General features: G+C 39.4%; 17 protein-coding genes and 1 pseudogene. 10 read left to right on the forward strand and 8 right to left on the reverse strand.

Going from position 1 to position 15,469, the window contains the following annotated elements; genetic code table 11:
* Positions 1–17: 17 nt before the first annotated feature.
* Positions 18–743 (reverse strand): DUF4956 domain-containing protein, encoded by a 726-nt coding sequence (locus tag AC1D69_RS06465; RefSeq protein WP_495455330.1) that lies wholly within the window; start codon positions 741–743, stop codon positions 18–20.
* A 2-nt stretch (positions 744–745) separates the two neighbouring features.
* The gene (locus AC1D69_RS06470) at positions 746–1,453 is read right to left on the reverse strand and encodes a polyphosphate polymerase domain-containing protein (RefSeq protein WP_495455331.1); all 708 of its coding nucleotides are present in this window, start codon (positions 1,451–1,453) and stop codon (positions 746–748) included.
* Positions 1,454–1,668: 215 nt separating this feature from the next.
* On the opposite strand from AC1D69_RS06470, the gene AC1D69_RS06475 reads away from it, so the two are divergent.
* From AC1D69_RS06475 to AC1D69_RS06495, 5 genes are all read left to right on the forward strand, one after another.
* Complete coding sequence (locus tag AC1D69_RS06475; RefSeq protein ID WP_495455332.1) at positions 1,669–2,904, forward strand: purple acid phosphatase family protein; 1,236 nt, start codon at positions 1,669–1,671, stop codon at positions 2,902–2,904.
* A gap of 143 nt (positions 2,905–3,047) precedes the next feature.
* Positions 3,048–3,659 carry a DUF2087 domain-containing protein gene (locus AC1D69_RS06480; RefSeq protein WP_495455333.1) on the forward strand — a complete coding sequence of 204 codons (612 nt, stop codon included), beginning with the start codon at positions 3,048–3,050 and terminating at the stop codon, positions 3,657–3,659.
* 49 nt (positions 3,660–3,708) lie between these two features.
* Positions 3,709–4,167 (forward strand): cupin domain-containing protein, encoded by a 459-nt coding sequence (locus AC1D69_RS06485; RefSeq protein ID WP_495455334.1) that lies wholly within the window; start codon positions 3,709–3,711, stop codon positions 4,165–4,167.
* A gap of 467 nt (positions 4,168–4,634) precedes the next feature.
* On the forward strand, positions 4,635–5,114 hold the full coding sequence (locus AC1D69_RS06490) for a hypothetical protein (protein WP_495455335.1): 480 nt from the start codon (positions 4,635–4,637) through the stop codon (positions 5,112–5,114).
* A gap of 72 nt (positions 5,115–5,186) precedes the next feature.
* Entirely contained in the window at positions 5,187–5,912 is a 726-nt protein-coding gene (locus AC1D69_RS06495) for an HAD family hydrolase (RefSeq protein WP_495455336.1), read from the forward strand.
* Here the strand turns inward: AC1D69_RS06495 and brfA are convergent.
* Positions 5,879–6,109: a ribosome rescue factor BrfA gene (gene brfA, locus AC1D69_RS06500; RefSeq protein WP_495455337.1), complete on the reverse strand. Its 231-nt coding sequence runs from the start codon at positions 6,107–6,109 to the stop codon at positions 5,879–5,881. The genes AC1D69_RS06495 and brfA overlap by 34 nt on opposite strands.
* Before the next feature lie 219 nt (positions 6,110–6,328).
* On the opposite strand from brfA, the gene AC1D69_RS06505 reads away from it, so the two are divergent.
* Entirely contained in the window at positions 6,329–7,378 is a 1,050-nt protein-coding gene (locus AC1D69_RS06505) for a FecCD family ABC transporter permease (RefSeq protein ID WP_495455338.1), read from the forward strand.
* Positions 7,379–7,380: 2 nt separating this feature from the next.
* Positions 7,381–8,403 (forward strand): FecCD family ABC transporter permease, encoded by a 1,023-nt coding sequence (locus tag AC1D69_RS06510; protein WP_495455672.1) that lies wholly within the window; start codon positions 7,381–7,383, stop codon positions 8,401–8,403.
* A gap of 88 nt (positions 8,404–8,491) precedes the next feature.
* On the opposite strand, the gene AC1D69_RS06515 is transcribed toward AC1D69_RS06510, so the two are convergent.
* The 3 genes from AC1D69_RS06515 to AC1D69_RS06525 all read right to left on the reverse strand — a co-directional run bounded on the left by AC1D69_RS06515 (position 8,492) and on the right by AC1D69_RS06525 (position 10,818).
* Positions 8,492–9,502, reverse strand: coding sequence for an ABC transporter substrate-binding protein (locus AC1D69_RS06515; protein WP_495455339.1), 1,011 nt, complete (start codon positions 9,500–9,502; stop codon positions 8,492–8,494).
* 176 nt (positions 9,503–9,678) lie between these two features.
* Positions 9,679–10,107 (reverse strand): threonine/serine exporter family protein, encoded by a 429-nt coding sequence (locus AC1D69_RS06520; protein WP_495455340.1) that lies wholly within the window; start codon positions 10,105–10,107, stop codon positions 9,679–9,681.
* An 18-nt stretch (positions 10,108–10,125) separates the two neighbouring features.
* On the reverse strand, positions 10,126–10,818 hold the full coding sequence (locus AC1D69_RS06525; protein ID WP_495455673.1) for a threonine/serine exporter family protein: 693 nt from the start codon (positions 10,816–10,818) through the stop codon (positions 10,126–10,128).
* 367 nt (positions 10,819–11,185) lie between these two features.
* On the opposite strand from AC1D69_RS06525, the gene AC1D69_RS06530 reads away from it, so the two are divergent.
* From AC1D69_RS06530 to AC1D69_RS06540, 3 genes are read left to right on the forward strand one after another with little or no spacing between them, the layout of a single operon-like run.
* Positions 11,186–11,590: a GntR family transcriptional regulator gene (locus AC1D69_RS06530; protein WP_495455341.1), complete on the forward strand. Its 405-nt coding sequence runs from the start codon at positions 11,186–11,188 to the stop codon at positions 11,588–11,590.
* A gap of 13 nt (positions 11,591–11,603) precedes the next feature.
* Positions 11,604–12,284, forward strand: coding sequence for an ABC transporter ATP-binding protein (locus AC1D69_RS06535; protein WP_495455674.1), 681 nt, complete (start codon positions 11,604–11,606; stop codon positions 12,282–12,284).
* Positions 12,281–13,033, forward strand: coding sequence for a hypothetical protein (locus AC1D69_RS06540; RefSeq protein WP_495455342.1), 753 nt, complete (start codon positions 12,281–12,283; stop codon positions 13,031–13,033). Before AC1D69_RS06535 ends, AC1D69_RS06540 begins: the two co-directional genes overlap by 4 nt.
* A gap of 112 nt (positions 13,034–13,145) precedes the next feature.
* Here the strand turns inward: AC1D69_RS06540 and AC1D69_RS06545 are convergent, their stop codons facing one another.
* Both AC1D69_RS06545 and AC1D69_RS06550 read right to left on the reverse strand, forming a co-directional pair.
* Positions 13,146–14,885 (reverse strand): methyl-accepting chemotaxis protein, encoded by a 1,740-nt coding sequence (locus AC1D69_RS06545; protein ID WP_495455343.1) that lies wholly within the window; start codon positions 14,883–14,885, stop codon positions 13,146–13,148.
* A gap of 234 nt (positions 14,886–15,119) precedes the next feature.
* Positions 15,120–15,445: pseudogene (locus tag AC1D69_RS06550) on the reverse strand (SDR family NAD(P)-dependent oxidoreductase); the annotation flags it as partial.
* Between the last annotated feature and the right edge of the window lie 24 nt (positions 15,446–15,469).

Consider the following 15,469-nt stretch of genomic DNA (forward strand, 5'->3'; position numbering starts at 1 on the left):
TAAACACCTTCCCATCATTAAGATACATAGTCGCCGCTGTAGCTAATAAGGACGGCATTCTTAACTCCGCCAATACTAGAAAGTTCATTAACAAAACTACCCTCTTTGTCATTCAGGCGAATTTCTAATGTAATTTCAATATTGCCATTCGTTACCGTTTTTTGTTTCACATTAAATCGTTTAACGGATGTATTTAGTTTCTTATGAACCTCAAGCTCACTTGAATCTCCGTCACAGTTCACTACTAGTAAATAAGGAGTTTCAACCGATGAACTTTTGATAAAGAAGAACATAACTAGTCCCACAATAATGGAACCAATTGCGGCTAGAGTAAAGAATCCAGCACCAGATACGATACCTGCAGCAGCTGCCCAGAATAAGAAGATTAGATCAGTTGGGTCTTTGATAGGTGTTCTGAAACGGACAATGGAGAGTGCCCCAACCATACCGAGTGATAATACTAAATTAGAATTAATAGCTATGATGACCATCGAGGTTACCATCGTCATTCCGATCAGAGAGACGTTGAAACTTTTGGAATATAGAACACCACTGAATACTCGTTTATAAAGAAGATAGATAAAGAATCCAATTACGAATGAAATCGCCATAGTAATAATTATTTTGGAAATACTAATGTCGGATACAAAGTTCTCTGTCACCGAGTTTTTTATAATATCTGTAAAATTGGTTGATGCATCCGTCGCTGGTGTAGCGGCTGCCGCAGTTGTTGTAGCACTCATATTTAATAATCCTCCCAAGAATTCATTTTTAAAAATTTACGACACATGACATATTTCGAAGCTGATTGTCTAGTTAAACCTTCAAGCTGTAAAGCGATTCTGATATATTCCGGAATGTATTCATCGTATTTCACTTCGAATATAATCAAATTGTTATCAATCGCACTTATACCATGTAAGTTTGAATCAAACATATCGACGGAATGAAGTCCAGTTCGAAGTTCTTTATCAAATGTAATGCGAACATTTCCATTTGGGCATACATAGGGCTCCCGAACATAATCGACAATAACCTTGGCACGCAGTAAGTTATTCTTCATTTCATCATGTAACTCAGTGAGAAGCGGTTGGGTAGAATGACTTAGCACATGATAATTGCCAGCTATCAATTCATCGGCGATATCTCTAGTTATTGGTTCTTTTAATTTAGCGATATAATCTCTAAATTTGATTTTTTTCTCGAAATGAATAACCTTATCGTCTTTATTGTAAATACGAATTCGGTACTTTGCGCGGTCTCTTACTCCGCCCAGTTTCTCATGTAGAGCTGTGTTGCTAACATCATCAAAGTACAGGCTCCGAATAGCATATTCCCCGGTAGGTCCAACATTCTTATCTTGTTCCATCAAGTTTTGTAGTCGTTGACGAATAATCTGATACTGATGTTGGTTGATGAAAAACTTGAGTTCATTTCTAAATTTTAGATTCATAAAACATATAACACCTCTTCTCTTCGTTGGCTTTGAATATATATTGTATCTTCTTAACCTGATTTTTCTCTGAGTGTAAACTGAATGTAAACTGAAAATTTTAGATTGTCTTAACAAAATAGTAGACTTTCTAGCTGAATTGACTTCTTAAGTCCTGGAGCGGTATCGTTATAGGCAATTAGCATAGCTAATCATGATTGGAATGGAGGAATACAATGAATTTGCGGAAAGAGTTCATCTGGTTCGGATTGATCGTTCTTATTATTTTGATTATAGTAGTCGCAACAGAATGGTTGAAGACAGGACAGTCTGAGAAGCCGAAGTCCTTAGTTACGACAATGAAACACTCTGCGCTAACGACTCGGGCATTTACTTGGTATACAGAAGGCACTAATGTGGCAACCGTCTTACAGCTAGTTAAGGGTGCAGATATGAACTTTGATGGACAAGATGTAATTACGGTTAACGGAACGTCTTCAACAATGGATGTTGAAAAATCTAAGGAACAAGGTGTTCATAAAGCTGAAGCCATAGGGCTTGAACCAGGAACAACGTATACGTATCGTGTAGGCAGTGGTAAGGATAAGGAATGGAGTACACCCGCAGGATTCACAACCGAATCTGAGAATATGGATGAATTTACTTTCATTAATGTGACCGATTCGCAAGGTGTAACAGAAGCAGATTTTGAAATATGGGGTAGAACATTAAATAAAGCATTCGAGCAATTTCCTAAGGCACAGTTCATCGTACATAATGGTGATCTGACAGAAGAACCTGAGGATGAATTGGCATGGGATCATTTTTTTAGTAAATCTGCAAACTGGTTGACACAAGTACCTTTCATGCCTGTTACTGGAAATCATGATGAAGTGGACGGTGTAGCAGACAGATATATATCGCATTTCAACCTACCGGATAATGGAGTGGAGAGTTCAACAGAAGGAACAACGTATTCTTTCGATTATGGATCTGTGCATGTTATCGTCTTAAATACAGAGTCTAACGTTAAAAAACAAACTAAGTGGTTAGAGAAGGATCTTGCAAATACGGATAAACCTTGGAAGATTGTAGCTCTTCATAGAGGAGCTTATGGAGGTAACACATACGGTAAAATTGAGGACTGGGTAACTGTCTTCGATAAATACGCGGTTGATCTTGTATTGCAGGGCCATAATCATGAATATGCCCGATCGTTCCCTCTAAGAGATGGAGAAATAGTTGGTAATGGTGGGAATATCGTGAATAATCGTGAAGGTACGGTATATGTCGTTACGAACACCGCGGGACAGAAGTTCAATGAGAAGAAAGATGATCAATTCTATCATCAGGTCCATTTTCAAAATATGAAGCAGATGTTCGCGGGTGTTACCATTCAAGACCATACCTTAACTTTTCAAGCTTATGATGTAGATGGAGAGAAGTTGGACGAGTTTGTTATACAGCATTAAAAGTGACCTTAATAAACTAACAAACCAGAAGATGAACGATCTTCTGGTTATTTAAGTTGACAACAATGGACAATGTAAATATTATGTAATTTAACATACATCTAATTAGATAATCATTAAATTAGTTGGGAAGAGGTTAATCTATGCAACTTGATAAGATCGTCGCCTATCATAAAGCGCTAGCCGATGCAACAAGGATTAAGATTCTGATCATTCTTGCTGATGGCGAGCGTAATGGACAGGTATTAGCTGAGAAACTTCATGTTACTCCCGCTACCATTACTCATCACGCGACAAAGTTACGTGAAGCAAGTCTGATCAATGAGCGACGTGACAAAAACACGATCTATTTTTCATTAAATGACTATTTTATTCACAATCATGCAACTGCCATCGTAGATTTGATCTACAGAAATACAGGTACTTCTGGTGAGAAAGGAGTAAGAGAACCTATGAACGATTCACAAAAGAAATTACAAGAATCGGTTATAAATAACTTTTTTACGGTGGAAGGGAAATTAAAACAGATACCCGCTCAACTTAAGAAGAAATTGATTATTCTAGAACACTTAGTCAGTCAATTGGAAAGCGGTAGAAAGTACACAGAGAAGGAAATTAATAACTTCATCAAACATGCTCATGAAGATTTTGCCACGATTCGGAGAGAATTTATTATGCATCAATTCATGTATAGGGAGAATGAAATCTATGAATTAAATCCAAGGGAATTATGGGCAAGATGGGATACTCTATAGTAAGATGAATACAATGACATACAAATCTAAATGAAATGGGAGAGAAACAATGACACAACCTCAGTCTCCACTAGTAAAATTATTGAACTTAGAACCACATGTAGAAGGTGGTTGGTGCAAGGAATTATGGAAAGCATCGTATGAAATTCCTAAGGATGTATTAGGTCCGCAATACTCTGGTGCTCGCGCTGCTGCGAGTTCTATCTACTTCTTACTCCACCCGGGTGAAGTCTCCGCATGGCATGTCGTATTATCCGATGAATTGTGGTTGTACCATTCTGGCGGTCCGATCGAATTGACTCTAGGTGGAACGGCTGAGAACCCTGAAGCGGGAGAGAAGATCATCCTGGGTATGGATATTGAGAATGGGCAAGTTCCTCAGGCATTAGTACCCGCTAATGTATGGCAGACCTCTGTGGCAATCGGAGATGAGCCTGCGTTTGTGACTTGTGTTGTTGCTCCAGCTTTTCACTATGATGATTTCAAGCTTATTGACTCATCTAAATAGATTGATCTAAATTTTCTCTATCGAAGTAGGAGGCCCAAGTCCTTCAATTTCAAATGGTATTTGGAAAGAGCCTACATGTTAGATTGTGGCCACTGAAAAAGCCCGCATAATGTGTAGGATGCCGCTACGATGACGGAATAGCCTTACGATCGCTGTTACATCTGATTTCTTGATTGGATATCGCTTGAAGCGGTTGGAATCAGCGGGCAAGCCTATACTTTCGAAGTAGCATTCCTATGGAAAGCTTGTAGGCGAACACTAACGCTTCTTCAGGACAATTCCGTCATCTTCGCTACGTCGATATAGTATTCTAAGTTTTCTGCAAGTATGGATTTTGGTTTCAAGACATCTTTTTCACAATCTATTTGTGCGAAAGATGTCTCTTTTTCGTATAATAAAGATATTAAATTCAGGTGGTGTTCTCATTGATTACAAACCAACCATTCTAATCAAAGGAGCGATCAACCATGGAATTATATTTTAAAGATAATTTTTTCAATTCAGGGATCTCAGATATCATGAATCATGATGGAGACGTAGTAGGCAGTATGGACTTGAAATCTGCCTTTGGTTCTTCTCTTGACGTATTTGGATATAAAGGACAGATTGTGTGTACTGGAAAGTTCCGTTTATTCTCAAATAGATGGATCGTATCCGATGAAAGAGAAGGGCAGTTAGGTGTATTACGAAGACGAATGAGTTTCCTTGAGAAAAAGTATGAATATGATGCAGGAAATCGTGGAGTATTTGAGATTACATCGCCCGCATTCTCGAAAGAATATAGTATACAGAATAGTTATGGCGGGACCGTAGCTTCTTTTGCTAAAATAAATAGTTGGTTACAAACAGGAGCCTTTCGGTTGCTAAATGAGTCTAAGGATTTAGATAGTTATGAACTAGTAGTGGTTGTTATGGGCGTATATGAGATACAGAAGAGGGATGATTGACAGAGTGCAGGTTGAACATCAAGGTAAACAGATTGGATTGATTATATATGTGTGTAAGGAGGAATAGTTATTATGGAACGAGAAAACTTGCCTATAGGGGTCTTTTTCGATGTGGATGATACAATATATGATCATTTGGATCCGCTTCGATATGCATTACAACATGAGCTTGTGTTAGACGATGATTTCCCATATGAAGCTGTGTACCATCGGGTAAGATATTACAGTGATCTCTTAACGGAGCAGAATAGGGAAGTCAATACTGAACAAGGTATGGATGTTATGGCAGAAATGAGGAGAAGGCGTTATATCCTCGCACTTGAAGAGTTTGGTATTTCAATTAGTCGTGAACAAGCAGAGAATATACAGGCGCAGTATTTAGGGAAGCAGTTTGAGATTAAACCTTTTGCTGGGGCCGTTGAATTAATTAAACGTTTGCAGGCGGATGGTGTTGTAGTGGGATTAATCACGAATGGACCACAAGAGCATCAGATGGCCAAAATACGATCATTATCTCTTGAAAACATCATAGCAGCGGATCATATTTTCGTATCAGGCGGTGTGGGTATTGATAAGCCAGATGCAAGATTATTTGATCATGTGAATAAGGTCACAGGTACGACGGCTAATCGATGTTATTATATCGGAGATTCTTGGCGTAATGATGTCATGGGAGCATTAAATGCAGGGTGGACGATGATCTGGTTTAACCATAGGCATATTCAACCAGAATCAGAACATGTTCCTCATTATACTGTGGATTGTTACGAAGAGATTTCTCGGATATTGATAAAATAAATACAAAAGGAATCGCTGCTGTCATGAGCTGGATTCCTTTTGTGTTTATGTTGAAGTTGTGTACGTCTCTGTTGTAGCGTAGGCATGATCTTGACGGTGGGATTGACACCTAGCCAAGATCCTCGTAGTAACTCTGGATTGACTTTACCTTGTTTCTCGAGTTTCTGTCTTATTTTTTTGGCTTTACTTGTTGACATGATGATGTTCCTCCTTAGAATTGAATCTCATTCTATTATACGTTCTATTTTCATTTTGGCTAGACCCTATATTTTTGATTAATTGGATGTAAAAAGGTAGTGATTCATATTAAACATGGACACTAGGATAATCAACTGATACACTGTTTAGTGATAATCATTATCAATATTGAAATGCATTAATACTAAAGCTATATATAGATAGAAGAGGGAAACAGTATGTCAAAATCTATAACTGAAAAGAAACAATCTTCAAACACACCCATTCGTACACGCCCTAGAATGGCAACCTTCGTGCTCATAGCAGGCATAATTGTTCTGATTCTAGGATTGTTACTATCGATTTCGGTGGGTGCAGTCACGATTCCGCTTCATACGGTATGGGAGGCTATCTTTCATTACAATTCGAGTAATTCAGATCACACGATTATTCATGAATTACGTATTCCAAGGGCCTTGGCAGACGTCTTAGTTGGAGCTGGATTTGCCGTTGCGGGGGCTATGATGCAAGGAATGACGAGGAACCCTATGGCAGATTCGGGACTTCTAGGTCTGAATGCAGGTGCTATTTTTATGGTGTCCGTTTGTTTTGCCTTTTTTCCGGGAATTTCTTTCAATTGGACGATCTTGTTATCTTTCGTTGGAGCAACTATGAGTGTGGTGCTAGTCTATGGTATAGGAGCTCTATCGCGAAAAAAAATGACACCAGTACGCTTAGTACTTGCTGGAGCTGCAGTTAGTGCATTGTTCACTGCTCTTAGTGAAGGTATAGCTATTTTTTCAAAATTGAGTCAGGATCTAGCCTTCTGGTTCTCTGGGGGAATGGTTGGTGTGAAGTGGTCACATTTAGAAATGATGACGCCATGGATTATTCTTGGATTGATCGGAGCGCTTCTTCTATCTCGTTCTATTACCATATTAAGCCTAGGAGATGACGTTGCTAAAGGTCTAGGACAACGAATGACGTTAGTTAAAATATTAGGAGCGCTTATCGTTCTTATCTTAGCTGGAGTATCTGTATCCGTTGCTGGGCCGATCGCCTTTGTAGGATTGGTGGTTCCCCACTTAGTACGATTCATGGTAGGTGTGGATTATCGATGGATTATTCCGTGTTCAGCGGTTGTTGGAGGACTACTCATAACGATCGCTGATATAGGTGCAAGAATGATTAATGCTCCATTCGAATCTCCTATTGGAGCTATATTCGCGATGATTGGTGTTCCGTTCTTTCTTTATGTGGCACGAAAGGAAGGGAGGAATCTCTCATGAGTATGCATAAGTTCATGCAGTCACAAGAAGTGAAGAAGAAGAAACACCGTTTAATGACAATGCTCGTACTCGCCATTCTCATTGTGATTACTTTTATCATTAGTATGAATACGGGTGTATCTAAATTATCACCGCTTGATGTGTTACATACCGTCTTTGGAACGGGGACAGATTATCAGGAGTTAATCTTATTCGAATTCAGGCTCCCAAGGATCATTATTTCAATTCTAGTAGGAGCGGGTCTTGCTGTATCGGGTTGTATACTGCAAGGGGTAACCCGTAACCCATTAGCTGATCCGGGACTACTCGGTATTACAATGGGAGCTGGATTAGCTGTAGTTATATTTATCTCTTTCTTCCCGATTAATGTCCAAGTGACATTTTGGATGCCGGTTGCAGCCTTCATTGGTGCAAGTATTACGGGGACAATTATTTATGTCTTAGCTTATAGTAAAAAGGACGGTCTGATTCCTGTTCGCCTCGTTCTAGTGGGTCTTGCCGTTTCAGCAGGTCTTAGTGCTCTTCTAACGATGTTGTCGCTTCGACTTAGCAACAACAATTACGATATGATTGCGGTCTGGCTGGTAGGAAGAATATGGGGAAGTAGTTGGGAGTTCGTCCTGGTATTGTTGCCGTGGCTCATTATTCTTCTTCCTTATGTGTTCTATAAGGCTAGAGTGTTAGATGTTCTAAATCTGGGTGACAAGCTTGCTGTTGGTCTAGGTGTACCTGTTGAGAAAGAACGTCTTAAGCTACTCGCTGTGGCCGTGGCATTAGCAGCTTCGTGTGTATCCGTTAGTGGAGGCATCGCCTTTGTTGGGTTAATCGGTCCGCATCTTGCCCGGCGTATTATTGGCCCACAGCATAAGTATTTATTACCTGCTTCTGCCTTAGTGGGTGCCTTCATGCTTATTCTTGCGGATACGTTAGGAAGAGCCATACTACAACCGATAGAGATTCCAGCTGGCGTTGTGGTGGCGGTGATCGGGGCCCCGTATTTTCTATATATGTTATCTAAACAGTAGAAGCTATCACAAAAAGGAGCTATTTCTCAAGTAGATTAATCTACTTGGGAGATAGCTCCTTTAATTGTGTAGGATATATTTAATTATATTATTTCGTAAGGAATTTTAAGGTATCATCCATGACTTGTTTGCCAGCGAGATAACCGCTGTATAACCAGCTACTCTTGGAATCTAACTCATAGATATGACCAGCTTTTACAGCAGGGAGATTCGTCCAGATGGAACTCTTTGTCGTATCATCTGCTTGCCCTTTATCACTGTTAAGAAGGAAGATATGATCTGCATCTAACTTCGCAAGCTTCTCAAGCGAGATAGGATTCCAAGTTGCTTTGCTAGCTTGAGGGATCTCCGTTACTAAATTAGGAGGACTCATACCCAAGTCAGCATACAAGACACTAGCACTAGATAATGTTTCATCCACTAAGAAGAATTGTTTTCCAGTCAGCCATAGAATAGCAGCAGATTCTTGATCGACAGATTCACTAAGTTTTGCTTTGGTATCGGCTACCTTTTGATCATAATCTTTAATGGATTGCTCAGCTATTTCAGACTTGCCTAGAATATCAGCGATGGTAGTGAGTGTTTTCTTCCAATCGGCAGCAACTTCGGTTCCTACAACGTATGTAGGAGCTATTTTGGCATATTGATCATACAAACCATTCTGCACGGAAGACTCATCTTTAATGATGATAAGATCAGGTGTGAAGCTTGCAACGGATTCAGGAGGTAAATCGTAGCTAATGGTAGGAACATCCTTTAACCCAGTCGCTAGATAATCCTGTATCCCGTTAGCTACGGACCATTGAGCTACAGGAGTAACTCCAAGCGTCACCAGATGATCTTCAAGATAGGAACCAATAATTCGTTGTGGGTTAGCTGGAATAACTACGGTATGTCCCATAGCATCGGTTACTGTTTTCTCAACTGGAGTTACAGGCTCACTACTTTTCGGTGTAGTATCTTCTGTAGTAGCTGGTGGAGTTACATTCGTTGTTGCTTCATTATTACCTCCACAAGCCGTCAACATGATAGCAGCAATTAACGTACTCATCAGAACTAATCCAAGTTTCCCTTTTGGTAAAATACTTTTCTTTAACATTCTTGTACCCCGCCTTTTATATATTTAATTGAATATGTAGATATGAAGGAAAGTGAAGATATCCCTATTTCTGATACTAGAATAATGATAATGATTATCATTGTCGAAGTCAATAGAAATGTAGCTAAAATAATGACAATAAAAAAACAGATATCTACTAGAGACATCTGTTTCTTTCAGGCTACGGGTTTATTCTTACGTATGGTTTGATTCAATACTTCGGATAGAACCAATCCAATGGCAATCGAACCCGAGAGCATGAAGGCTTGAACGGCGAAGTGAATCGCTTCATTATAATCATTTTGTACAAATCTACGCATCGCATCATAGGCTAGTCCACCGGGAACCAAGGGCATAATACCAGATACACTAAATATAATGACTGGCATTTTATAATATTTAGCAAATAATTGACTAATGACCCCAACGATGAAGGTAGCAACAAGCGTAGCAAGGATGGAGTCTACATGTTCAAGAAGGATAATATAAGCCATCCAACTGATCATACCCACTAAACCACACTGGATTAGCGAGCGCTTCGGGGCATTAAAGAGCATGGAAAAGGCTGCGATACCAATAAAACATGTTACTAATTGTTCAATCATAGAATGACCTCTTTCAATTTAAAAAATGGTGAAAACAACTGCAATACCGGTACCAATTGCAAAAGCGGTTAGAAATGCTTCTGCTCCTCTGGATATCCCTGATACAAGATGTCCCGCCATTAAATCACGTACTGCATTCGTAATGAGTAGACCAGGCACAAGCGGCATGACGGAACCTATAATAATTCGATCTATTGTTTGTCCAAATCCTTTAGAAGTTAAAAAGAATGCTACAACTCCAATAAGGAAAGACGCCATTAGTTCTGCAAAAAATTTAACCTTTACTAAACGATGCAAATAGACAAATGCAGAATACCCTATTCCCCCACAAATAATTCCTGGAATGAAATCGAGCCATACACCTTGATACATAATTGTAAAACAACCACTTGCTATCGCTGCTGCAATAATGCGATACCATATCGAGAAAGCATGAGGTTCTGCATCGATCTGGAGAAGAAGAGGCTTCGCTTCAGAAATAGTAATCTCGCCGGTACTGAGTTGTCTTGAGACACCATTCACAGCCATTACTTTATGAAGATCAGTGGTTCTTTCCACGATTCGAGCCATCTTTGCAGATTCATCACTATCTGCTTGAAATAAGATTCCAGTTGGTGTTACATAACTATGCGAGTTGGGGAACCCCGAAGAGGATGCAATACGAGCCATAGTATCTTCTACTCGATAGGTCTCTGCTCCGCTTTGGAGCATAATCTTGCCTGCTAGCAGGCAGACATCTACGACTTCTTGCGTCGGTTGTTTGAGCTTTGTTTCCAAGTCTAATCTTCTCCCTAGTTCTTATCATTTCTACAATGGTGGAACAAATATTCGCAAATACAGAGCCATTATAACATGTGGCTATTATAAGCGAAATACTTAGAATATAGTTGATGATTGTATTCTTATTTGACTGCTGAACTGAACGACATCATTGGCTGTTTGGCGATGAGGATTACTTTTATTAATAAATTAGTGAAATCCCTGAATTAGGAAAAAAGGGACTTTACAACACTGCATTCATAGTGTACTATTTAGCTATAACAGTGATACAACATAAATGAAAGGAGATACGCCAATTGTGAGTATTGAATTTGATAATAATATGCCGATTTATTTACAGATCATGAATTACATCAAGAGACAGATTGTAACAGGCACATTGAAGGCAGGAGACAAAATATTTTCGGTTCGTGAATTAGCAGCTGAATTACAGATTAACCCGAATACGATTCAACGCACCTTTCAGGAACTAGAGCGTGAAGAGATTGTTGAGACGAGACGTGGTCTCGGAAGATACGTAACAAGTGAGGAGTCCAAAATTATGGCGATTAAGAAAGAAATGGCGGGCGAGTTATTAGATCGATTTATACACGGTATGCAGGAGCTTGGATTTGCAGAGCAAGATATTGTAACTATTGTAACTGAGGCGATAACGGAAGCCCCCACGGCAAATCAAGAGAGAGGAGCAAATCATCGTGAGTAGTAACTTATTGCAAATGAACGGTGTTACTAAATATTATGGTTCTAAGCGTGCATTAGATGATGTATCTCTTGAAATCGGACCTGGGAAGATCGTAGGTCTTCTTGGAAGTAATGGCAGTGGTAAGAGTACGTTGATGAAGATGGTCTCTGGGTTGTTGCAGCCAACGAAAGGAACAGTAACGGTTGCGGGGATGCCTGTAGGATTGAAGAGTAAAGAATTAGTATCTTTCATGCCAGACCGACCTTTGACGGAGTCGTGGATGAAAGTACGAGATGCAATTGCTTACTTTCAAGATTTCTATGCCGATTTCGATAGTTCAAAAGCTCGGGAAATGCTGCAATTCATGAAGTTGAACGAAAGTGATCGTGTTAGCGTATTATCGAAGGGGATGAGTGAACGTCTACAACTCACGTTGGCATTATCACGTAATGCACGGCTATTCTTACTCGATGAACCCATTGGTGGCGTAGATCCGGTCGCTCGTGGCAAGATCTTAGATGCGATTGTAGAGTTCTACAATGAAGACAGTAGCATTATGATCTCTACACATCTTGTGCGTGATATTGAACGGATCTTTGATGAAGTCGTCTTTATCCGTGAAGGAGAGATTGTTATGCATGAAGAGGTAGAGAATATACGGATTAAATATGGTAAAAGTGTTGATGACATGTTTAAAGAGGTGTATGCAGAATGATGAAATTGTTGAAGTATGACTTCAAACGTAATGGAGCTAGGCTATTAGGTATTGGGGCGGTTCTAATCCTTGCACAGATATCGATGATGTTGTTTATTAATAATACGGAAATAAAACTAGTATTAAGTGCTCTAGCTTATGTTATCGCTGGCGTTATTCTGTTTACAACGACAATTCGTACCTATAGTTATAATCTCAAAGCTTATCATCGCAAGTTATTACCGGTTCATACGTTAAAATCTATTCTTTCACCGATTATCATGGGTGGTATATGTATGTTGATATTGAGTCTTGTTTTTACCATTCATGGCTTCGCATTTCTATCGACTGTAGGTAATCTAGAAGCAATTAAGGAACTATTTAGATTATATCCTACGGATGCGATCATGTCAGTATTAAGTGTGTTCTGGATGTTTGTTTATGTTGTAATTGTTATCTTCTTAGCGGTGACCATTACTACTAGTATTCGTAATAAGGGTAGCTTTTGGATCGGAATTGTGGCCTTTTTCCTAATCAAGAATGGGCTAGCTTGGATAGAGAATCGCCTCTTTGGAGAAGCTGGGTGGGGAATGTTTCGAATATTATTAGGTGAATCTGATGCTGTAGTGAATGGGATATCAACACAGGTTAATTATAGTCCCGTATATTTCTCATGGGAATTTATAGGTACATTCGTCTTTGAGTTAGGATGCTCTTTAGCCTTCTTATACATTATGGTGAAGCTCATAGACCGGAAAGTAGAAGCATAGGGTTAGAAGTATTACAGCTAGAAGTTTAGAAAAAAAAGAACCGGCCTCCCTCTTAACGCAGCATACTTGCGCATTGGCCGGTTCTATTTATTTAAATGCCGTTTTTACTTGGTTATACTGTAAATGCAGAGGTATTTTCTTTCAAGTGATTAGAAGCATCCTTTAATGTCTGGGTCAATTCAACTAATTGCTCCGAAATTTGATTCTGATCTTGGGATATATCATTAACATGTTCCATACGCGTGTTGACTTCAGAAGAAGAGGTAGATAATAGTTCTACTGAAGAGACAATATGATTCATACTGCTGGAAATCTCAGCAATCGCGACGGTTATTTCGCTAACTTGGTCAGCCAGAGTGGAACTTTGGGACTCTAGTTCATGGAATGTGGTGCTAGATTCTTCGGAAATCGCCTTAGTCTCCCGGATAACCTGTGAGAAGGCTCCCAGACTTTGACCGCATGAATTCATATTCGAGTGTATAAGTACTAAGTCTTTATTAATTTCCTCTGATAGTGATTTCGTATTCTCGGATAGTTTGCGGATCTCATCAGCTACAACAGCGAAACCTCTCCCATGCTCACCAGCTCTAGCTGCTTCTATCGATGCATTCAGAGATAATAGACTTGTCTGTGTATTCATATCTCGAATACCGGTAAGCGTCTGTTCAATATGATTATATCTCTCTGTCATTGTATCAAATACGGTCATTAACTGATCGAACTCTAGGCCAGTTCGATCCACTAATTCAACGACTTCATTCATACGACCTAACCCTAATTGCGAAGATACCTTCATGTTCTGCATGTTGCTATTAATATATTCACTAGATGCTGTGATTTGCTGTGAACTAGCAGATACTTGCTCCGTGACAGCGGATATCGATGTTGTCTCATTAAGTTGAGAGGAGAGTCCTTGAATGCTACTTTCAATCTCCATTCTTACGGAAAGAGAAGCGTTCTTATTATCTTGTGCAATGTTCTCCATACGTTGGGATTGTTCCAACACATTGTTGCTAACATCGATCGTAGATTGAATGGTATTCTGAAGATTAGCACCCATGACAGAAAGTGTCTGGTCAATCATTCCGAACTCATCTCCACGGTCTAAAGTGCTAACATAGGTAAAGTCGCCTTTCTGATAGGAAGCTATTCGTTTCATAATCCCTGCTAATCCCGAACGAACTTTAGTAAGAAAGCTCATAATCATCAAAAATGGGAGAACAATTAGGAGGAAGCTGTCAAGATACATGGCCAAATTGGCTTGGGCCACATTGGTACTTAGATTGGCCTGAATCTCTTTGATGACACCTGTAAATTTGGCATTCAACATGGTTCTACTCTCAGACAGTACAGATGTGTAGGTATTCAACAGATGCTGCTTTAATAAGCTTTTAGACATAGCTGATTGCTCTATTGTGATCTGAGGGTGTGCCTCCTCAAGCGTCGTATATACGCTATTTAGAATCTTAATATAATTTGAAAATTTAGCATCTGTCAGATTCAACGACTCATCGAAAGCTTTGAAGTGTACAGTTAAAGTCTCCAATTGTTTCGGAAGAGCAAGGATATCATCTTGTAAAGGATCTAGAAAGTCTCTATTTCCTGTCTCTAAGACATCAACCATCCATAATAAATCCCGCTGCATCGTTTCTACGACAGCAAGAAATTCTCGTTCTTGTTCAGACGCGGATTCTAATGAGGTAATCTCGCGTGCAACTGTCCGATTCTGAGTAATGATAGTGACTGCTGCTACAATACTTACTAGCATAATTAATACTAGCATCGTGATGAGTTGCTGAGTGATTTTTATATTTTGTAGAAAATGTCGTACTTTTTTAGATAGTGTCGGCATGATCTGCTCCCCTTTAAACTTTCTATCTATTTATTCTATCTATTTATTATCGGATGAAACCTATTTTCAGTTAGTGAAATTTTATTTGTTGAAATAAAACATAGAAAGTAAATGTATCTTAAATATACAAAAAAGGGTTGGCAGATCAAGGAATTACCTTGGCCTACCAACCCTTTTTGCTACTTTCTTTTCTTGTATCTTATCCGCGAAGTAGTGATTCTGCACCGTATATATAACATGGATGCGATATTGTGCAAGTTCAAGTGCGGCCATTTTCATAAATGCCACTTGAGCTACCTAGGTTGAGGCGTAAGTAGAGAATCCAACTCCTGAGAAAATACGGTTCCCATTTACGGAACTTGTGATAATAATACTTGTTCTATCATCTGAGGATTGAATATATCACATTCGTAGACAAAGGCCTGTGCCCCGTTAGCTTCAATTATACGTTTTCTTTCTTCCGCATGTTTCGGAGTGCGATCCAGCAGACATACCGTTGCACCTTCTTTGGCGAAACGGTTGGCTGTTGCCTGCCCGATTCCTGACCCTCCACCTGTTATAACAGTTTCTGAGCGTTACTTCTT

Source organism: Paenibacillus sp. Y301 (assembly GCF_059445505.1).